The organism is Enterococcus sp. VV15 (genome assembly GCF_005236045.1).
Classification (GTDB): Bacteria; Bacillota; Bacilli; order Lactobacillales; family Enterococcaceae; genus Enterococcus_B; species Enterococcus_B durans.
Genome location: NZ_QPTY01000026.1, coordinates 20,164 through 40,824 on the forward strand (window position 1 = coordinate 20,164; position 20,661 = coordinate 40,824).

General features: G+C 37.2%; 15 protein-coding genes and 1 pseudogene. 8 read left to right on the forward strand and 8 right to left on the reverse strand.

The window, feature by feature from the left end:
* Window positions 1-162: 162 nt before the first annotated feature.
* Window positions 163-2,385 (forward strand): helix-turn-helix domain-containing protein, encoded by a 2,223-nt coding sequence (locus DVW83_RS10010; RefSeq protein ID WP_238699402.1) that lies wholly within the window; start codon window positions 163-165, stop codon window positions 2,383-2,385.
* 90 nt (window positions 2,386-2,475) lie between these two features.
* Here DVW83_RS10010 and DVW83_RS15560 read toward each other — a convergent pair whose 3' ends face one another.
* Together DVW83_RS15560 and DVW83_RS10020 are read right to left on the reverse strand one after the other, a co-directional pair.
* Window positions 2,476-2,958 carry a hypothetical protein gene (locus DVW83_RS15560; protein ID WP_224784384.1) on the reverse strand — a complete coding sequence of 161 codons (483 nt, stop codon included), beginning with the start codon at window positions 2,956-2,958 and terminating at the stop codon, window positions 2,476-2,478.
* Window positions 2,946-3,581: a DUF624 domain-containing protein gene (locus tag DVW83_RS10020; RefSeq protein WP_224784383.1), complete on the reverse strand. Its 636-nt coding sequence runs from the start codon at window positions 3,579-3,581 to the stop codon at window positions 2,946-2,948. Before DVW83_RS10020 ends, DVW83_RS15560 begins: the two co-directional genes overlap by 13 nt.
* 149 nt (window positions 3,582-3,730) lie before the next feature.
* Between DVW83_RS10020 and DVW83_RS10025 the strand changes: the two genes are divergently transcribed.
* The 6 genes and pseudogenes from DVW83_RS10025 to DVW83_RS10050 all read left to right on the forward strand — a co-directional run bounded on the left by DVW83_RS10025 (window position 3,731) and on the right by DVW83_RS10050 (window position 13,568).
* Window positions 3,731-5,086 carry an alpha-L-fucosidase gene (locus DVW83_RS10025; RefSeq protein WP_137239330.1) on the forward strand — a complete coding sequence of 452 codons (1,356 nt, stop codon included), beginning with the start codon at window positions 3,731-3,733 and terminating at the stop codon, window positions 5,084-5,086.
* Between the two features lie 38 nt (window positions 5,087-5,124).
* Window positions 5,125-6,078, forward strand: coding sequence for an ABC transporter permease (locus tag DVW83_RS10030; protein ID WP_137239333.1), 954 nt, complete (start codon window positions 5,125-5,127; stop codon window positions 6,076-6,078).
* A 16-nt stretch (window positions 6,079-6,094) separates the two neighbouring features.
* The gene (locus tag DVW83_RS10035) at window positions 6,095-7,009 is read left to right on the forward strand and encodes a carbohydrate ABC transporter permease (protein ID WP_016176670.1); all 915 of its coding nucleotides are present in this window, start codon (window positions 6,095-6,097) and stop codon (window positions 7,007-7,009) included.
* 20 nt (window positions 7,010-7,029) lie between these two features.
* Window positions 7,030-8,670: pseudogene (locus DVW83_RS10040) on the forward strand (extracellular solute-binding protein).
* Between the two features lie 106 nt (window positions 8,671-8,776).
* Window positions 8,777-11,827 (forward strand): alpha-mannosidase, encoded by a 3,051-nt coding sequence (locus tag DVW83_RS10045; RefSeq protein ID WP_104660751.1) that lies wholly within the window; start codon window positions 8,777-8,779, stop codon window positions 11,825-11,827.
* Between the two features lie 4 nt (window positions 11,828-11,831).
* On the forward strand, window positions 11,832-13,568 hold the full coding sequence (locus DVW83_RS10050) for a glycoside hydrolase family 3 protein (RefSeq protein WP_137239335.1): 1,737 nt from the start codon (window positions 11,832-11,834) through the stop codon (window positions 13,566-13,568).
* Between the two features lie 1,260 nt (window positions 13,569-14,828).
* Here the strand turns inward: DVW83_RS10050 and DVW83_RS10065 are convergent.
* From DVW83_RS10065 to DVW83_RS10095, 6 genes are all read right to left on the reverse strand, one after another.
* Complete coding sequence (locus tag DVW83_RS10065; RefSeq protein WP_104660753.1) at window positions 14,829-15,098, reverse strand: hypothetical protein; 270 nt, start codon at window positions 15,096-15,098, stop codon at window positions 14,829-14,831.
* Window positions 15,099-15,303: 205 nt separating this feature from the next.
* On the reverse strand, window positions 15,304-16,248 hold the full coding sequence (locus DVW83_RS10070) for an L-lactate dehydrogenase (protein ID WP_005877741.1): 945 nt from the start codon (window positions 16,246-16,248) through the stop codon (window positions 15,304-15,306).
* A 125-nt stretch (window positions 16,249-16,373) separates the two neighbouring features.
* A complete protein-coding gene (locus DVW83_RS10075; RefSeq protein WP_104660754.1) occupies window positions 16,374-16,697 on the reverse strand; it encodes a hypothetical protein in 324 nt (107 codons plus the stop codon).
* Between the two features lie 384 nt (window positions 16,698-17,081).
* Complete coding sequence (locus tag DVW83_RS10085) at window positions 17,082-17,315, reverse strand: hypothetical protein (protein WP_104660755.1); 234 nt, start codon at window positions 17,313-17,315, stop codon at window positions 17,082-17,084.
* A gap of 291 nt (window positions 17,316-17,606) precedes the next feature.
* Complete coding sequence (locus DVW83_RS10090) at window positions 17,607-17,900, reverse strand: rRNA processing protein (RefSeq protein ID WP_104660756.1); 294 nt, start codon at window positions 17,898-17,900, stop codon at window positions 17,607-17,609.
* Window positions 17,901-18,532: 632 nt separating this feature from the next.
* A complete protein-coding gene (locus tag DVW83_RS10095) occupies window positions 18,533-19,567 on the reverse strand; it encodes a Gfo/Idh/MocA family oxidoreductase (protein ID WP_104660929.1) in 1,035 nt (344 codons plus the stop codon).
* A 198-nt stretch (window positions 19,568-19,765) separates the two neighbouring features.
* Here DVW83_RS10095 and DVW83_RS10100 point away from each other — a divergent pair, with 198 nt between their 5' ends.
* Window positions 19,766-20,638 (forward strand): MurR/RpiR family transcriptional regulator, encoded by an 873-nt coding sequence (locus DVW83_RS10100; RefSeq protein WP_104660930.1) that lies wholly within the window; start codon window positions 19,766-19,768, stop codon window positions 20,636-20,638.
* The last annotated feature ends 23 nt before the right edge of the window (window positions 20,639-20,661 follow it).

A 20,661-nucleotide genomic window follows, 5' to 3' on the forward strand; every position in this document is an offset into this window, starting at 1 on the left:
AAATATAGAAAATATACATAGGATGGACTTTTTTCATGCTAAATAATGTTTTCATCCTTTCCATATTGTATTGCTAAATCGTTATTTTTATGTTGGAATAGAAGAGATAGAAGGAAGAGTTTGTAGCTTGATGTTCTACTATAAAAATAAACTAAGTTGGAGGTGGACTTGATCAGAAGGATTAAACAAAAAAGAATCAATGTTCGAAGCCTTCTAGGCATATTAGGATCGTATCTCGTTGCTTTTTTACTTCCATTTTTATCTGTTTCGTGGATCTGGTATATTACAGCAACTGAAAGTACAGAACAACAAGTGCGCTTGATGGCAAAAAATCAGATGATGCAGATCAATTACTCGCTTGAGAACAACTTTTTGAAGTTGACACATCTCACGGAGCGGATCACTGACAATCGCCAACTCGCTTTAAGTTCGTTGGATCATCCGTATTATATCAAAGAAGGCAAATCAATATTACATACATACAAAATAACTAGTGAGTTAGTTGAAGAAGTCTATCTCTATTATCGAAATGACCGCCCCGAGATGCTTTACTCCTCATCAGGAAATTACTCGCTGGAACTGTTTCTTATAAAAATAGTTAAGAACGATCATCAGCTGGGAAAGAGACTACAAGAACAATTGGCTACGACTGATGCCAAGTTTATCACTATTGCTTCTGATGAGGACTTGTCATCTTCTTCCTATCTGTATGTTGTTCCAATACAAAACATGGAAGGTACCGTACATAGTATCGCAATCTACGAAATCAAAAAGAATACTCTTACTAAAGTACTCGATGCTTATAGTCCTGCTAGTGGAAATCTGAGTTGTATCGTCGATGAAAGCTATCAATTAGTGACAAAGACGAAAAGTGAGGAGTTGAATACTTTTCTCAGTACACCTTATTCCGTAGAGAAACTAATGACAAAAGAAAATGTGAAGATCAAGCAAAAACGATATCTTATCCAAAGTTTGAAGAATACTTATTTGAATCTCTCGCTCCTTTCTCTTGTCGATCCAACATCGGCATTGCTTACGATCGAACGAGTTCAGACCAAAATGATTATCTTGATCTTAGTGATTTTGTTTATGGGGTTAATGATCGTCGTTTTATTTAGCCTGCGTAACTTGCGTCCTATTCAAAAAATCGAGTACTTAGCACAGCAATTTCAAGAAGACCCCACACTTACGGTTTCTTCACTTAAAGAAGTCTCTGATACATTAGCAAAATTTCTCATTGCACACCAAAAATTGACTATTCAGAATCAGCTACAGATCCCATATGCAAGGGAGCAAGTTTTCCAGCGCTTGCTTAACAGTCAATTAGTGATCGATTCCGAATTGGAACAGTTACTGACAGCTGTCCATATCAACTTTTCGACGGAGTATTATTTTATTGCAACGATTGATCTCAAACAGTTGGATCAATCAAAAGAACGAATAAATAATCATTGGGCTGAAGCGATCACAAAGAACTATTGTGCTTATGGAGTCGAGAATATAGAAAATCAGACCTTTGTTTTTGCGATTGGGTGTGGATCTCTTGAAGAGCAGGTTGAACTCGTCCAAATGATTACTGAAAGATGTTCACAACCTATTCGGATCGGGGTTGGCTCTATAGTTCATAGTCTTGGTCGGTTAAATCGTTCCTATATTGAATCGCTAACAGCGCTACGTTATCCGAATGTGAAAGGAGCAATCTGTTACTATTCAGAACTAACTACTAAAGAGGGCGCTTCGAGTATCGAGTATCCTAGTGATCTACGTTTAAAATTAGTGAACTATCTTGAAAATGGAGAGTTTGATCACGTTTTAGAAACAATTAGAGAACTGATATCTTATGGAGAACTGAACTTGAAATCAGAAAATCTGCAAAAGTTATATGGATACTATCTACTTAATACGATCCTCCAAATAGGAAACGAACTCATCGGTAAAGGGATTTTCCATCACTTGGAAGAATTGCCTGATTTTTCTAGTTTGATCGAACTTGAAAACTTTTTAAACGAACTAGCAGAACGAATTTGTAAAAAAATGTGCGAGATACCAAAAAAACAACCGGAATGTTTGGAAGAACAAATCTTGGCCTATCTACAGCAGAATTTTCAATCGGCACAGCTTAGTTTAGAATCAACGGCTACGGCTTTTTCTGTTTCAGTTTCCTTTGTCAGTCGTTCGATCCGCAAAGAAAGCGGACTGACTTTTTCGAAATATATCCAAATGTTGCGCTTTAGAAAAATAAAACAAGAATTGGCAGAAACTGAGCTACCCATAAAGGTGATCATCCAACAGAATGGGTATTATGATATCTCTAATTTTACGAGAAAATTCCGGCAGATCGTCGGGATGACACCAGGTAAATATCGAAAAATGAACCGTGAATAAGTGGTGTTTGCTCTATTTGAACCTGAAAAAGGCAGCTTTCTATGGATTGACGTCCTTGAGTAGGACAGTCTAACCCTGGAAAGCTGTTTTTTAGTCGATCTGTTCGATATTGGTAATGATGGCATCAGTGATTTTCCATTCACCTGCTTCAATCATAAACGTGTAATGGATTTGAACGATATGGTTTTGATAATGAGTTTTTCCTTGATTACTCGTTCGCTGGAATGCTTCAACAAACAAAGAATCTGGCCGTTGCTCAAGTACCTTAAAAGCTATCAGCTCGTGTTCTAGATCATAAGAATCAATACTTGATAGTTCTTTTTTTGTGTCTGCCTGCGCTTTGTCAGATAAAGTAGCCAGATAAGCTTCAAGTTTTTTTTCAGTGGCTGCAGCTAAATTCTTTTTTACTAAGTCGAGACAATTTTGGGCACTTTCTTTATCTGTGATCTTTCCCGAAAGTGTAGCAGTTGTTTGCCTATTTGATGCTGTCTCTTGGTGATCATTGTCTAGCCAAATGAAAAACAAAAAGAAAGAAATGAGTAAAAAAGTAAAAATTCGAATCATTTTGTACATGTCTTATTCCTCGCAAGGTTCTCTCCACGTTGCATCGCCTGAAAAGTAAAAAAGCCGATTGGAAACAAAAATAATGGGACAGCTAAGAAACAGAATAAAGGACACCAGAATACAAGTGCTGTGGTGAGGATACTACTGATAACCATCGCTAATGTCTGGAAAGGATTTAAGAACATCAAGAGAAATACACGTATGAAGTATTGGCTAAATGTTAGCTGGTATCGTAGAAAGACAGGCAGAAGATAGAATCCTGCCAGAATGAACAGGCATACAAAGAGCAATAAGCTCAGATGAACGAATGAATGGCGCATTAAATGTGCAGCTATTCGTAGATCGAACCAAAGAAAAAACAAGATACCGCTGTAGAAGAAGCCTAACCGATTGATTGCCTTGAACTGACGTTTAGTCGTTTTTTTATACCAAGATGCCAATTCTTGAGGCGCTTCTTTGTTCGTAAAAAGGAATAGAAAAACCTGAAAGATTGTAGCAGTCGCTGGAAAGAAGCCAAAAATGATCCCACCTTTCAAGAGAGTCAGTAGCCAGAAAAACTGTAGTTTAAGCAAAAGTATCAGGAATGTTCCCAAACGATAAGATAGGTCATAAAAGGTGTTAGATGTAGGCATAAGATCCTCCTTGCTGCGTTTATTTACTAAAAAGATACTATGGAAAAATTGTGAATACCACAGCATTCCTGATATTACACATTGGCTTTTTTTACATATTGTTTTTTCTGTCTTTGCCCAGTAGCTTTAAAACAAAGGAGAGGTGTGCAATGGAAAAAATCCGAGGCGATATTGAACAATCGAAAAATAGAGATGAACAAGAAGTGATTTATCCAGAAACAAAAATGCTGAAACGACGTCTCAGTTGGTTCCAAGACTTGAAATTCGGTGTCATTTTTCACTATGGACTATATGCGCAAGCAGGTATCGTGGAGTCTTGGCAATTGTCTGAAAAAGATGAATGGGCACGAGCCGGTAGAGCCTATCGAGAGAATATAGCAGATTTACGAATGGATTATTGGCAGCTTATAAGGGAATTCAACCCCAAAAAATTGAATGCCGAAAAGTGGGCAGAACTTTGTCAAAAAGCCGGTTTTAGGTATTGTTTATTCACAGCGAAGCATCATGATGGCTTCAATTTATACAATACACTGGAAACAGAGTACAAAATTGGAGGTAAATTAAGCCCTTTTAAAAGAGATGTGCTTAAAGAAGTTTTCACTGCTTTTCGATCTGCGGGGTTAGCGACAGGTGCCTATTATTCTAAAGCTGATTGGTACTCGCCTTTTTATTGGTTAGATGATTCAACTATCAAAGGTCGGCATGCCAGCTATGATACACAAAAGTACCCTGAACTATGGGAAAGATATGTTTCTTTTGTTCATCATCAAATAAAGGAGATCACTACTCACTATGGACTGATCGATTTTCTGTGGTTGGATGCTGGTTGGTGTGGACAAGGGAAAGAGGATCTACAGATGGACCGTTTGGCAGAGATTGCCCGTGAGTCGCAACCAGAATTGATTATTGTGGATCGGATGATGGGGGGGCGGCATGAAAATTATGTGACGCCAGAAAGAAAAATACCAGTGCATGATGAGATTCCTTCAAAACCCTGGGAAAGCAACATACCTATAGGAAACGACTGGGGATACGTGCCAAATGACGTGTTCAAAACAAGTCAGGAATTGATTGAAATGCTGATTGATGTTGTCAGTAAAGGCGGAAATTTGATTTTAGGTGTAGGGCCAACTCCAGAAGGAACGATCACCAAGGAAGAAACATTCATCTTAGAAGAAATCGGTGAATGGTTGCAAATGTATGGTGAAGGGATCTATCATACGCGACCTCTAGGAAAAAAACAGTGTGACAATACTGAAGGATGGTATTTTACCTCGCATAAAGAAAAAGATACATATTACGCATTTCATAGCATTCTGGAAATACCGCAATCTGTTATCAAGTTAAGTGAAATCAAAGCGAGTATAGACACAGTCGTTGTAGATCTAGCAACAGAAAAGCAACTGTCATTCTATGAAATAGATGGCGAATATCATCTACTTAGCAATGAAATCACATGTCCCGCAAACGGAGCAATCGGACTTCGAATAACAAAGAACAAATAAATGAAAGCGCAAACTATTTGTAAAAAGGAGGTTAACCAATGGGTTATCCAAATACTCAGGTACAATCGACAGGCAAAAAAACAAAGTTCCAGCAACTCAAACTTAAACTGAAAAAGAATCAACAACTTTATTTATTTGTTTTGCCCGCTTTTCTGGTGATCCTGATTTTCTCTTACGGACCGATGTATGGGATCATCATTGCTTTTAAAGATTATATGCCTTCTCTTGGTATATTAGGTAGTCCTTGGGTGGGATTGAAACACTTTCAGAGTTTTTTTGAATCCTACTATTTTTGGGATCTAATCAAAAATACTTTAGGTATCAGTGTGTACTCCCTCATCGTAGGGTTTCCACTTCCGATTATTTTAGCTTTAGCATTGAATGAAATCAAGGATGGTCCGTTTAAAAAAATCACGCAAACAGTGACTTATGCGCCAGACTTTATTGCGGTGGTGGTCATGGTAGGGATGATCATTGCTTTCTTATCTCCTTCAACTGGGATGATCAACCATTTTTTGGAGTTCGCTGGTCTGCAACGAATCAACTTTATGACTGATCCTAAGTGGTTCAAAACGATTTATGTTTTATCAGGTGTATGGCAAGGCACTGGATGGGGCTCTGTCATTTATTTAGCCGCTTTATCTGGTGTCGATACCCAATTACACGAAGCTGCCACGATCGATGGTGCTTCAAGGTTGCAAAGAGTTTGGTACATCAATTTGCCAACGATCATGCCAACGATGGTCATTTTATTGATCATGAGTTTTGGTAGTTTGATGTCGGTAGGATTCGAAAAAGTCATTCTAATGCAAAATCCCTTGAACATGGAATCGTCGAATGTCATTGCAACATTTGTGTATCAGCAGGGATTGTTGGATGCCCAATATAGTTTTGCATCTGCAGTCGGACTTTTTAATTCAGTGATCAATTCCATTTTACTGATTTCAGTAAATAGCATTGCCAAACGTTTGAGTAATTCCAGTCTGCTGTAAAAAAGGAGGTGAAAAGATGAAAACAACTACTCTTATCAAAGATACCAAAGCAGATAAATTATTCCTGGGTGTCCTATACACTTTTTTAGCAATTGCGTTATTGATCGTGCTTTATCCCTTGATTTATATCGTTAGTGCCTCGATTTCAAATCCGCACCTTGTAAATTCGGGGGAGATGTGGCTATTTCCAAAGGGAGTAACTCTAGAAGGCTATCGTACGTTGTTGGGAAATAGTAATATTTGGCGAGGGTATTTAAATACGATTTATTATACTTCGCTAGGTACGATGATCAACCTTCTCGTCACATTGCCCTGTGCCTATGCTTTGGCAAGGGAAGATTTCTATGGAAGAAAAGCATTTACCAATTTTATGCTCGTAACGATGTTTCTTTCTGGAGGGCTGATTCCTTCTTATCTGCTGATTCGTAGTTTAGGGATGTTGAATACAGTCTGGGCTCTCGTGATTCCGGGATGCGTATCGGTCTATAACGTCGTTGTCACAAGAACTTTTTTTCAGACAACGATTCCTAGAGAGATGGAAGAAGCCGCTATCGTGGATGGCTGTTCTAATTTTCGTTTGTTCCTAAAAATCGTTTTGCCATTATCGACACCGATCATCGCTGTGATGGCTTTGTTTTATGGTGTTGGTCATTGGAACAGCTTTTTCAGTGCGTTGATCTATCTTTCAGACAAATCAATGTATCCTTTGCAATTGGTATTACGTGAAATCTTGATTTTACAAGATATGTCTTCAAATACAGTGAGCAACATAAGTGCGGACACAGCGAACATGCTGTATAGCAAACAGCAATTAGCTGCAGTGATCAAATATGGTGTCATGATTGTTTCAACGTTACCAGTCATCATCGTCTATCCTTTCTTGCAAAAATATTTTGTCAAAGGGATGATGGTTGGTTCAATAAAAGGATAACTAAGAAGGAGGATAAAACTATGAAAAAGAAAGTTATACGGATCATTTGTCTTATTTTATGTGTTACAGCAATCAGTGCCTGTGGAAAATCCGACAAAAAGGATACGGCAAAAACAACAAAGGTTGAATTGAATACAGATGGGCAGTTTCCGATCATAAAAAAGGGTCAAAAATTAACATTGAATCTGATGGCACCTAATACTGGTTTGGCAGAATGGGAAGATATGCCAACACTCAAGGATTATCAGAAAAAAACAGGGATCTCGTTGAAATATACGACACCACCCCTAGCTGATTTCAGTACACGATTGAATCTAGCTTTTGCTTCTGGTGATTTGCCAGATATCGTTTATGGGGCTGGCTCGGGTTCTTTGACTTCTGCTATGGAAATCGATTACGGTTCACAGGGGATTTTACTTCCTTTAGAAAAATACATAACTCCAGAACTAATGCCTAATTTTTACGCATTGACGCAAGAAGACCCGTCTTTATTGAAATCAATCACGACGCCAGACGGACACGTTTATTCTCTACCGATGGTCACTAGAAATGCAACATCAATTTGATGGCAAGGACCAATGTGGTATAACGGGACTTGGTTAGATAAGCTGAACGTGACGGAGCTACCAAAGACAATAGATGAATTCTATGAACTCCTCCTTCGTTTTAAAAATGAAGATCCTAATGGGAATGGGAAAGCAGATGAGATTCCGCTAATTGATGTGGATATGAATGGAACAAGAGTCTGGTTGCTTGCGGCTTTTGGTTTGAGGACAAGAGGGATCCAAGTCGATAATGATCAGGTCATTTATACACCCACCACTGAAAACTATAAAGGCTATTTGACATTCATGAATAAACTTTATAATGAAGGGTTACTTGACAAAGAAGTCTATGGACAATCGGATGAACAGAAAAAAGCGAAGGGACAGAATGATCAACTAGGGATATTTTCTGACTATTTTAGTTTCTTCACCACGGGTCGAACGGAAATAGAAGCATTGAATGACCCAATGTTCCAGCCTTTGACGTCTGAGTGGTCAACTGATGCAGTGATTCCAGGAAGTCCTCGTCTTTCTAGAGGGACTTTCGCATTGACGAAAGTGAATCCTTCACCAGAAGCTTCTGTGCGCTGGGTAGATTATTTTTATTCAGAGGAAGGATCGAAATATTTAGAACAAGGTCCAGAAGGTTCTTTATGGGAATATCAGAAAAATGCTGTTGGTGAGAAGGTCCGTGTGTACACAAAAGGGATCGATCTGAAAAATACGGAAGATGAACGAGGGAAAATCACACCAGCATACGGATTGACTACACCGAACATCGTCACCGACACTGGAGAATATAAACTTTTAACAGCACCAGATGAAGAAAAAGACACTCGTTTTGATGATTGGGTAGCAAAGGAAACCCAAGAGAAAATGAACGATATTGCAAAAGTTCCTTTTCCTCTTCTTTATCTAACGGTGAAAGAAAATGACCAAGTTTCGGCAACGGCAACCGATTTATCGACTTATATCGAACAAATGGAAGCAAAATTCATTACGGGAGTCGAACCGCTTAGTAAATGGGACGATTTTAAGAAAACGGTAGAGTCGATGGGCATCGAAAAATATCTTGAAGTCTATCAAACAGCTTATAACCGATGGAAAGAAAACTAGCGATATGAGGCACAAGACCTGCGACTATTTTCTACACGAGGATGGTCCAGGTTTTTGATGCAAATGAAACATAAGCATGAAATACGTAGGAGGAATGTGAAAATAGATGGAACTATTTGAATTTGAACGTGCCCAAAGAATTTTAGGAGAATTAAAAAAATATCGCGTACAAGAAGAACAGCGTATCGAACCAATCTATAAGAAAAATGATGAATCGTGGGAACTCTATCAACAAGGCACTTTTTTTGGAGAAAAGAACAGGCATTACACATTAAAAGGTAGCTTTTCAGTGCCTAGCGAATGGAAAGAGGCGACGGTAGCGTTAAGAATAGAGACAGTACTAGGGGAATGGGATAATACGACTAACCCACAGATGAATGTTTCGATTGATGGAACACTTATCCAAAGTATCGATGTCAATCATAGAGAAATCATCTTGGATCACTTCTTTTTTGATCGTTCCTTGGATCTATCGATCGAACTGTGGGCTGGACGGACAGAAAAAAAGTTTCCTTTGTGCGTTTCATTGATTAAAATCGATTCAGAAGTGGAGCAAACGATTTACGATCTTTTCACGTTCCTTGACTGTTGGCGGGGGATCCGACAATTTGGCGGTAAAACAGAGATGTACCAGAAATTTGTAACAAAAGCAGTCAATTCCTTGGATTTTAGACAACCTTATTCTACTCTTTTTTACAGCAGTCTAAAGAACGCTCGTAGAATTTTCGAAAAACTCTATCAATCTGCGGGAGCAATTGAAGAAAGGGTAACGGCAGTCGGACATACACATATCGATCTAGCTTGGCTATGGACGGTACAGCAAGCAATCGAAAAGGGGCAACGAAGTTTTCAAACTGTACTCAAACTGATGGAGGAATTTCCTGAGTATACTTTCCTTCAAAGCCAACCGCAAATGTATCAGTTCATTAAAGAACAGGCACCAGAGTTGTACGATGAGATCAAGCGTAAAGTAGTTGAAGGAAAGTGGGAAGTAGAAGGGGCGATGTGGGTAGAAGCAGACTGTAACTTGACCTCAGGGGAATCGCTTGTTCGCCAACTCCTTTATGGAAAACGATTCATCAAAAAAGAATTTGGCATCGATAGTCAGATTTTGTGGCTACCCGACGTTTTTGGCTATTCTGCAGCTTTGCCACAACTGTTGTTAAAAACGAACACGCCCTATTTTATGACAACGAAGCTATCTTGGAATCAATTCAATCAACTACCCTATGATTCGTTTTACTGGCAGGGAATCGATGGCAGTAGAGTGCTGACACATTTTATCACAACTATCAGTGAAGGCTACAGCCCTACTCCCTATTACACAACATATAATGGCCTTTTAGACCCTTATACGATCAAAGGTAGCTTTGATCGGTATCAGCAAAAAAGTGCGCACAATGAAATTCTTGTAGCGTATGGATATGGTGACGGTGGCGGTGGTCCCACAAGACAGATGCTGGAAGTCCAAAGACGTCTGCACCGTCCTCTACCTGAGATGCCAACGATCACTGGGAATCGAGCAAGCGAGTTTTATCAGAGATTGGAACATTCGTTGAATCTTGATGATCCGTTTGTTTGGTACGGTGAGTTATATTTTGAATATCACCGGGGAACATTGACCTCGATTGGCAAAAATAAAAAAGCCAATCGTCAATCTGAATTTTTCCTTCAAACGATCGAGAAACTATATAGTTGCTATGGACTAGCGATTTACCCGCAAGAGTTGGAAAACCTATGGAAAAAACTCTTACTCAATCAGTTTCATGATATTTTGCCAGGTAGTTCTATAAAAGAAGTGTACCAAGAAACAGATCAAGACTATCAGCTGATCACAAACAAAGGAAATGTATTGATCCAGCAATTAACTGATTTTCTGACAGAACAGAATAAGGATCGATTGCCTTCTTTGAAAGAGCAGGAATACCTGACAGTCTATAATCCATTAGGGATCAAACGAGATGTAATCATTCGTTTTGCGACAGAGAAACAAAGCAAATATGCAAAGTTCCAGCAGCGAACGCACGACGGACAATTGTTGGTGAAGCTGCCTCATATGGCTAGTCTAAGTAATCGGATTGTTCAATTCGTGGAAAACACAAAGAAAGTACAAGTAATCCGACCTATACAAAAAGAGTTTGAAACAACTGACTTTATCGTAAAATTCAACCGTTCTTTTGAAATCATTTCTTTATATGACAAAAGATACCAGCGAGAGATATTACCTGAAGGCACGATACTTAATCAACTAATTGCTTATGAAGACCTACCGATGAATTACGATGCGTGGGATATCGATATCTATTACGATAAAAAAGCATATTTTGTCAATCAGCTAAGTGAAGCCAAGCTAGTTGAAAAGGGGTCTATCCGAGATACGATCAAAGTCATTCGGCCTTTTGAAAATTCCACGATTTGCCAACTCATTCATTTTTACCATGATACTGGCCGTATTGATTTTGAAACCACTGTAGACTGGCATCTACACCATTTGCTATTGAAAGTGCAAATGCCGATTGCTGTCAATACCTTAGAAGCAACTTTCGATATCCAATTCGGGAATGTCAAGCGAGCAGTTCATCAAAATACTTCGTGGGATCTCGCACGTTTTGAAAGCTGTGGGCAAAAATGGGTCGATTTATCAGAAGAAGGGTTTGGAGTCAGCATTTTAACTGATTCGAAATATGGATTCAATACATCATATCAAAAAGTAGGGATTTCTTTGATCAAAGCAGCAACTGATCCATATCCAGACGCAGATCAGGGAATCCATAAGTTCACCTATTCCTTGTATGCACATCAAGGGACTTGGAAGGAAGCAGATACGATGGAGCAATCCCTAGATTTGAATGTTCCTGCGTTGATCTTACCGATTCTTTTAGATTGCGAAGATACAGCGTATTTCTCTGTTGACGAAAAAAATATTTTACTCGATACAGTGAAAAAAGCAGAAGAGGAAAAAGCGGTCGTTGTTCGATTATATGAATACCATAATCGTCAAACAGTCGGTTCCTTGTCAGCAAAACGTCATATTGAACGCGCTTTTCTATGTAATTTATTGGAAGAAGAGGAAGAGGAGTTACCGGTGATTGTAAACTGTGTAAGTATCAACTTCAAACCATATGAGATCCACACAATCAAATTGTATATGGAGTAATGAGATGATCGAAAACCTTCTTAAAGAGATGACTATAAGGGAAAAAGTAGGACAACTGAATCAACGTCTCTACGGGTGGCAAGTTTACGAAAAAGTAAATGGAAGAATCGAATTGACTAATTACTTCAAAAAAGAAGTAGCGTATTTTGGGTCGATCGGGTGGATCTATGGTGTTTTTCGGGCAGACCCTTGGACGAACAGAGATTTGAATACAGGCCTTACGCAAGAAGAAGCATTTGAAGTCAGCCAAATGATCCAAACCTATTTGAATGAACATACAAGACTTAAAATCCCCGCTTTTTTGACTGAAGAATGCCCTCATGGACATCAAGGACTAGATGCTACGACAGTACCTGTTAATTTTTGCAGTGGAGCCAGTTGGAATCCTGGACTTTATCAAAAAGTCCAGGAATGTGTTGCAAAAGAAATTCGTACAACAGGGGCGCATGTCGGCTTGATTTCTGCCCTTGATATTGCTCGTGATCCAAGATGGGGGAGAACGGAAGAGTGCTTTAGCGAAGACCCTTTTCTAACCAGTTGTTTTACAGAAGCGGCTGTTAGAGGACTGCAAAAAGAAGATGGGCATCCTTTAGTCTTGGCAGTGTTAAAGCATTTTGCCGCCCAAGGAGCCAGTATGGGTGGACATAATGCGGGACCAGTAGTCATTGGTGAACGAGAATTACGTGAAATCCATCTTCCGGCAGTGCTGAGAAGTATTCGAGCAGGAACTTCAGCGATCATGGCTGCTTATAATGATATAGATGGAGTACCTTGCCATATCAATCCCTTTTTATTATGGAAGTTTTTAAGAGAAGAGGGCGGGTTTGAAGGTATCGTCATGGCGGATGGATGTGCGTTAGATCGTATTGCTGAACACTTTGGCGACCCAATACGTGCAGCAGAAGAAGCAGAGGTAGTCATTGTGACATTCGGTGGTTCAAGCATACGTGAGTTTGAGACTACTTTTGATACGAATGGTGCAGCATTGAGTGGTTCGAACGAAATGACTAGTGGGGAAAATATCGATCTATCTGACTTAAGTGTACCTGATTGCCAATCAGAACTGATCCAGGAACTAGCAAAGCTTGGAAAGTCTTTGATTGGTGTGGTCATTACTGGAAGACCAGTCATTGTTTCACCGCTAGCAGATTATTTTGATTCTTTACTCTATGTGGGATATCCTGGGCAATATGGTGGCGAAGCTTTAGCGAATATAATTTTTGGCAAACGAAATCCTAGTGGAAAATTAGCAATATCGATACCAGATGCAGAAGGACAATTACCGGTTTTTTATAATTTCAGAGATACCGATTTCAATGAGAACTATCTTCATTTATCAGGAAAACCAGTGTATCGGTTTGGCTACGGTTTAAGTTACAGCAACTTCGCCCTCGAATATTCTGAAGTTTCTCTAGAAGGAAAACAAATCATTGTGTCTGGAACAATCACTAATGACTCAACGATTGCTGGCAAAGAAGTTATTCAAGTTTATTTGAAAAAATACACCAATAAATGGCTCCCTAGGACAAAAATATTAGTAGGATTCGATAAATCAACGATTTATCCAACCGAAAATCAGCAATTTCACATCAACCTATCAATTTCAGAACTTGAGTTTTTAGGTTTGATTGCTGATGATCTATTAACTGTACCGTTTATTGTGCAAATCGAGTGTGCCAAACAAATCGTTCGATTCCGATATGATCCAACAAACACGATCTTTAAGAAAATCAGTGACTAAGACAACTTCTCATGGCAAGTAGTTACAAGTCGAAACTGATAAAATTTCTTTGAAACGGAAATCTTTGTAAGTTTTTTAGTTGCGACCGCTATTAACTGAGGGAAAAGAGATATTTCACAGTCTCCACGAATTAAATCAAGCCTAACCTTTCTTATGAATGGAAAATCTATTAGAAAAGAGAGAGATACATTGAAAATGACACGCAAGTATAAAAATAGAAAATCTGGTATAGCGATATTACGACTATTCATCCAGAAACAAAAAAATATATAGGTGTAGAAACTGGAGAATCAATCATTTATATTTATCAAGAGGAAAAACTCGATATTGATAAATATAAATGATTCTGTTATGGATCAGTATAATAACCTTTGAAAGATTTAGTTGATTTATGATTTTAGTAAACAGCAGTTCCAGTAGTTTTCCTGTAGTTCATTACGTTTAAATGTAAAATTCTTCTTCTTTATTCTAAAGGTGGACTGATTGGTGTAAAAGATTCTAGCGCATTAGATATGGCAATCAATCAACCGTCTCAGTCAGTTTTTGGCGAAGATTTATACCCAAGTATTTATGACAAAGCTTCCATATTAGCAAATTATCTTAGCTATCACAACTAGCAAAAAAGAACTTGATATTCTAAAAAAGATGTTGCAATCTATTTGAAAGAAACAAATAAAATCCAGAAAAAGTAAACCTATCTATAAAGAAAACTCAACATTCTGGTTTTAATCATTTATGCCTACAAGTGTTAAATGGTTATTTTTTTCGTTTTTTGCTAATTACGTTCATTAAAAGATATTAGAGATAGGTAAAACAGTGGGGAGAATAGCCTAATATATATTTTTTTATATTATAGTTTACATAATATATATTATACAAAGTAGATTCAAAGTAAAATCAAACCTACTTCATACCGATTTAAACCAAAATTTGCTATTTTTGTCTTATTCAAAATTATAAAAAAATTTTGCACTGTTTCTACTAGTAAATTTTTATTTGCTAGAAAAATTTTCTGATTTGTTCGTTACATCTTCTAAGATTTTATTTTTCAAATATTTGAAATTATATCGTATTCTGTAAAAAATTTTTTAGAATAAATTATTATTAATAATTTGCGAAGCAACAATTTTATAGTTGTTGTTCATTTGTTCGTGTTTTAAGCTGTATTTTGTGTGTGCGATTATCCGCATCTAAATTAGTTATGTATTGGATCTTAGTATCTAAACAGCTTTTTCGGCTTATATAAGTCATACTTGAAACTTATTCAATCAATAGTATGCCATCTACACAAAATTCTGGTTTAAAATAAGTTGAACGACCTTTCCCAAAAACATGAAGATTTAGCATGACTTTGTCTCCTTTATTCAAATGGGAAATATCAATCTTATTTGTCACATGATAAGAAAACAAACGTTTTTTATCTTCTGGAAGCTTAAAAATCAATGTTTGAGTATACCATTTGTGACCAAAACGATTTACCTCATAAATATTGACTTTATGAACGATTACATATTCAATGCTTGTATACATAGGTTGCTCCTTCCTTTAAAATGATTAAAAAGATCGTTATAAGGATAAATATGATTTTTGTACTGATAGATATATTTATTTTATAGTCTGGAAAACGGAGTGATGAAACGATAATTTCAAAGGCTGGAATAATTTGTTCTATAAAAAAAGCCGGGATATATTATCTATCCCGGCTTTTAAAATCATATTATTTGCAATCATTTTTTTATAGTACAGTATTCAAAACATTCCGTAATTCACTAACAGATTTATGGAACTGTGCTCTTTCATCTTTTGTGATAGATAACTCGATTACTTCACGTACTCCATTCTCATCGACTATTGAAGGAACACCTGTAAAGATATCTTCTTCCCCATATTGACCAGTCAAATAAGCTGAAACTGGCAATACAGCTTGTTCATTGTTCAAAACAGCTTTGACGATACGTGCTGTACTCATTCCGATCCCATAGTAAGTCGCTTTCTTACGATCAATGATTTCATATGCAGCATTCTTTACTTTATCTGCAATGATCGTTAAATCGGCTTCTTCGAGGCGGTGATCTTTTTCAACAAATTCCATGATTGGTTTTCCACCGACTGTTGTGTGTGACCATGCAGCTACCTCTGAATCTCCATGTTCACCTAAGATATACCCATGGACACTTCGTGGATCGATTTTTAATTTCAATGCGATTTCTTTTCTGAAACGAGTAGTATCTAGCGTAGTTCCAGTACCAATAACACGTGAAGTTGGTAATCCTGATTCTTTCCAAGCAATATAGGTCAAAATATCCACTGGGTTTGATGCTACAACTAACACCCCATCAAATCCTGATCCCATGATTTGTTTGACAATGTCACGCATGATGACTGAATTTGTTTTAACAAGATCTAAACGAGTTTGTCCTGGTTTTTGGTTTACTCCTGCGGTGATAACGACTAGATCTGCATCTGAACATTCGCTGTAATCTCCTGACCAAACAGCGACATTTTCTTCTCCCCAAGCCATACCATCTAAAAGGTCCAATGCTTCCCCTTCTGCTTTTTCTTGGTTCACGTCGATTAGAACGAGTTCATTAGAAATTCCTTGATTGATCATTGCATAAGCAATACTTGTCCCAACAAAACCAGTACCAACAATGACTACTTTTCTACTTGTTTTTTTCATGATATATAACACGCTCCCTTTCATCTCTTATGTTATTTTCATGAAAATTATAATACCAAATATGTCATTTATCAATATAATGTAAGTTATACTTACTATAATTTTTATTTATAGAAATATCTGAATTAGATTGTTTGACTGCATTCCCAACTTCTTCTTTTCCCAGTATGTATCGCTTGTTCTTTACCGACAGTAGCATGTAGGTCTTCCATCGACGCTATTCTTTGAAGCATTCCTTGCCTATTCTTTTTTGCATTAGTAATTCTAGCATGTAGAGAAGAATTTGGGGTTATAGTAAGATAGCTTGTATTGGTGGACATAGATCTAAGAGTTTCTTTACTGGAGCTACTTATTGAACTATTGAAACTGCTCATTTCTTTTTGTTCTTTTAGTTTTTGATAAGTCTTTGTATGAAAGAATTTGTGGATCGGGTATACGAACTTTTTCACTGTTCTCCCCTCCTGTTGAATGGGTTATTTTATTAGGACTTTTGTTTTTTTTTTTGAATTTTCAAGTAGTGTTTGTTCTTGTTGTCTATAAGCTTCTGCTAGTTGCTTTTTAAATTTCCATTGATGTTTTCGGTGACGTTGCCCTTTTAAATACTTCATACAGGCTCGAAGGATCACAATAAATAAGTACGTAGCAAAAAAGGCTGAAAAACCATACCGCAGAATAATAGAGGAAAAAGTAAGAATAGGATTCTGCTAGATGATTAATGGATGGTAATCCACCTTGATAAAATAAGAATGCCAGAAGTAGATCCATTTATTTTCTCCTATAGGTAATAAAAAAGAGGTTGTATCGCTGTACTACCTCCCCTAGTTTAGTTACGCTTATCTGTATTTTTTGTATTGCCCTTGTTTTGTCGTCATTTTTCCTGATGATTTTTTATTTGCTGGTCCATTTGCTGTCATTTTTTTACTAAGTAACAAAGTGACAATAATGATTACTGCGAGTCCGCCTAAAATAAACACTAAATGATCGGATAAATAGTCAGAGAATCGTTTGAATAGGTCAGTCTGTGCTACGACACCTGATTTGGTTGCTTGTTGCCAAAAAGTTTCCATATAATGCCTCCTAGTTTGAGTTGAAAAATAATAATTTGGTTTCATATCTTAAAGCATAATATAAAAAGAAACCAATCGACTAACATTTTTTTCTAAGTCAGGAAAAAGTGTTTTTTTAATTTCGGTCATCATTTTTGAGGTCAAAAAACAATAGGATTTGTTAGTTCTAAGCAGCATGGCAACGAATTGTATCGCTGACAGTAAAAAAGCCACAGACCCATTTTTTTGTTTTCTGGGTCTGCGACTTCTATTGCTTTGATTTAAACGCTCTTTAAAGAAAGTATCACACGATTAGTCTTTATGTTCTTTTTTTGAAGTCAATTCTTCAAATTTTTCTTTGACTTCATCTGTCAGCTTCTCTATTTCTTTTTCGAAACGATTAGGTTTTGTTGGTTCATCTTCTTCTACAGCATTTGATCCAGATAATGCTACTTCTTTTTCTTCGCCGGAGTTTGTACCAGATAATGCTTCTTGTTTTTCTTCTGTTTCGCCAGAATTTGTTCCAGCCAATGCTACTTCATCATCTGATTTAGGCGCCATTGAACCTCTCAGACGTTTTCCCTTTTCCCCATTGTAATTTGTCATAGTTCTACCTCCTAGTCTTTCTTTATAGTACATAAGAATAAAATAACTGTCAAAATATGTGAATAGAAAAGGATTTCTTTTCTTGCTTTTTTTAAAATCAGCAATCAGGATGGTTCTTTTTTTCTATAAAAAACAATCCGAAAAATCTGCGTAGCATTTGTAACATCTTAACTGATTTCATTATTTTTGTGACCGGCAGAGAAAAGCTGTGTACATATCTCTATGTCTGCTTACAGACATTTTTATAGGATGTATAAGCAATTCTCGTAACTGTTTTTCTTAACTGTAGCGGTCAGGTAACCAGCTCCAGCAAAAAGTTAATAAGGGGTGTCTTATCTGTTCAAAGCTTTTCGGAACCATCTGCATGACAAATGATTTTCAAATATAGTGTGGGACAAATCTAAAAATTAGTTTTGCTACAGACTCTCGAATAAGCTGAAATTAACAAAAATTTGAAAAGCAATTTTCGTTAATTTCGGCTTATTTCTCGGAGTTAAACACTTCTGTCCCAGCCTCTTTTTCTCCAATTTCTCAAAACTAAACTACTTTTGTCTCGACCTCATTTTCTGTGTTTGATTGTGAGTATTAGAAATGTTCCTTCTTATTCGCTGATTACGAAACAAACTGTGGCATCAGTGAGTGCTTTTTTCATTTTCTTGGATTTCTTTGATTCCTTCTTCCAAGATGTTCATTTGAAGTAAGGTTTCTTCGTCTTTTATGATTTTTTCTGCACCATTGATCAATGTTTCATAGATGCCTTCGTATACACGGCTGTAGTCACCAATCTCTGAAATGACTTTTTCTTCATGATAGGTTCCTTCGCCATCTATATAAGTCAAAGTGCCATAGTGTTGAGGTAAATCGATACCAAAGTCTTGATTGTCAGGTATATAGAACATTTTTAAATGTTCTTCCTGACGATCCTTCGTTTGTTTGACGAACATGCCTTTTTTCCCATAGACGACAAAACTAGGGCGCTCCTTGATTCGGAAATAACTGGATTTGACTGAAATTTTCATCGTACCATAATAAAAATCAAGGTCGAAATAATCATTCATACGTCCTTTACCCAATAATTGCCGAACATCATAGTGGATCGTATCTGGTTCACCGAAATAAGAAATGACTTGATCTACTGTATGACACGCATGGCCATAAAGATAACTATTTGCTGTTGAAAATTCAGTAGTATTTTCTGGGATTTCTGGTCTGAAATAATCATAATGCATTTCGATTTCTAAGATGTCACCAAGTTTTCCGCTTTCGATCACTTTTTGAACCGTGAGAAAATCGGAATCGAAGCGGCGATTTTGATAGCACTGGATGAATAGACCTTTCTCCTTCGCTAACGCAAACAATTCTTTTGCTTCTTTTGACGTCTCTGCAAATGGTTTTTCGACTAATACGTTTTTGCCTTTTTCAAGAGCCATTTTTCCGTACTCATAGTGGAATTGACTAGGCGTAGTAATAACGACCAATTGAATATCGGGATCATCCCAAAGGTCAGATAGCTGATTTGTATATTCAATATCGTCAAATGTTTCCCAAACTGGTTTTGTTGGGGAAAAGATTTTTTTGATCTTGATCTTATCGGTTAGTTTACGTGAAAATGGTAGATGGTAACGATTGGTACTTTTTCCATTACCTAAATATGCGATTGTTAGCATAATTGTCCCTCCTTAGTAGATACTGTCAGTATACAAGGAAATCGCAAGCGTTGGTTGTTTTCAGGACAAACAGGTAAAAATGTTCAGCGACTCAAGAAAATCTCTTCGTACTGTGACAAATATGTTTAGTCGTACATTTTTGATTTAGATAGTCAAACACATGGATTTTCAGTATGATAGAGTTGGAAGGTGATTGAAATGTTAATTGAAGATAAATTGATCCGCCAAGATACATTTACGACAACGGAGAAACGGATTGCTGATTATTTGCAAGCAAATTTTGAAGCTGCCGTCTATATGACTATCGAGGAACTAGCTAAAGCGACCTATACTTCTCATTCAGCCATCATTCGGCTATGTAAAAAATTAGGATTTACCGGTTTTAAAGAATTTCGCTTGGAATTAGGGCGTGAGGTCCATCAATTACTAGCGCAATTTGATCAAACGATCGATGCGAATTTTCCTTTCTCTGATCAAGATGACGGAGCAACGATTGCGAAAAAAATGGCTGAATTATCTATTCAGGCTGTGAAGAAAGCACAGCTACAAATTGAAGATCAGCCATTAGATACAATTGCGGAAAAATTGACACAGGCGAAGCGGATTTTTGTCTTTGCCAAAGGTGATTCCCAGATCACTGCAAGGAAATTCCAGAATAAATTGGTCAAACTAAATAAGTTTTTGATCTTGGCTGAAGAATATAGTGATTCGTCTTGGAATGCTGCGAATCTAACTAACGAAGATTGTGCTGTTTTTATTAGTTATAGTGGAAGAATCCACCACTATGAGAAAATCATGTCCCACTTGAAACATGTAGGGACACCCACCCTTCTTCTGACAGGAAACGAGTATTCTGAAATGGCAAAAAAAGCGAGCATGTGTCTCGTAATCTCTCAAGGGGAGCTGGATTTTGTAAAAGTTGCTACTTTTTCTTCCCAGATTGCTTTTGATTATGTTTTAAATACGCTATATTCGATCATGTATGCTCAAAATTATACGGCAAATGTTTTAAACTTGAAAGAAAAGCAACAATTGATCCAACATGGGTTATTGAAGGAGTACCGTCAATAAAAAACTAGCTCCCGCTTGTCTTA

Excerpts from the sequence above, each read along its gene's own strand:
- DVW83_RS15560 (WP_224784384.1), bottom strand. The coding sequence starts at position 2,958 with ATGTACAAAATGATTCGAATTTTTACTTTTTTACTCATTTCTTTCTTT.
- DVW83_RS10020 (WP_224784383.1), bottom strand. The coding sequence starts at position 3,581 with ATGCCTACATCTAACACCTTTTATGACCTATCTTATCGTTTGGGAACA.
- DVW83_RS10025 (WP_137239330.1), top strand. The coding sequence starts at position 3,731 with ATGGAAAAAATCCGAGGCGATATTGAACAATCGAAAAATAGAGATGAA.
- DVW83_RS10030 (WP_137239333.1), top strand. The coding sequence starts at position 5,125 with ATGGGTTATCCAAATACTCAGGTACAATCGACAGGCAAAAAAACAAAG.
- DVW83_RS10035 (WP_016176670.1), top strand. The coding sequence starts at position 6,095 with ATGAAAACAACTACTCTTATCAAAGATACCAAAGCAGATAAATTATTC.
- DVW83_RS10045 (WP_104660751.1), top strand. The coding sequence starts at position 8,777 with ATGGAACTATTTGAATTTGAACGTGCCCAAAGAATTTTAGGAGAATTA.
- DVW83_RS10050 (WP_137239335.1), top strand. The coding sequence starts at position 11,832 with ATGATCGAAAACCTTCTTAAAGAGATGACTATAAGGGAAAAAGTAGGA.
- DVW83_RS10065 (WP_104660753.1), bottom strand. The coding sequence starts at position 15,098 with ATGTATACAAGCATTGAATATGTAATCGTTCATAAAGTCAATATTTAT.
- DVW83_RS10070 (WP_005877741.1), bottom strand. The coding sequence starts at position 16,248 with ATGAAAAAAACAAGTAGAAAAGTAGTCATTGTTGGTACTGGTTTTGTT.
- DVW83_RS10085 (WP_104660755.1), bottom strand. The coding sequence starts at position 17,315 with ATGGAAACTTTTTGGCAACAAGCAACCAAATCAGGTGTCGTAGCACAG.
- DVW83_RS10090 (WP_104660756.1), bottom strand. The coding sequence starts at position 17,900 with ATGACAAATTACAATGGGGAAAAGGGAAAACGTCTGAGAGGTTCAATG.
- DVW83_RS10095 (WP_104660929.1), bottom strand. The coding sequence starts at position 19,567 with ATGCTAACAATCGCATATTTAGGTAATGGAAAAAGTACCAATCGTTAC.
- DVW83_RS10100 (WP_104660930.1), top strand. The coding sequence starts at position 19,766 with ATGTTAATTGAAGATAAATTGATCCGCCAAGATACATTTACGACAACG.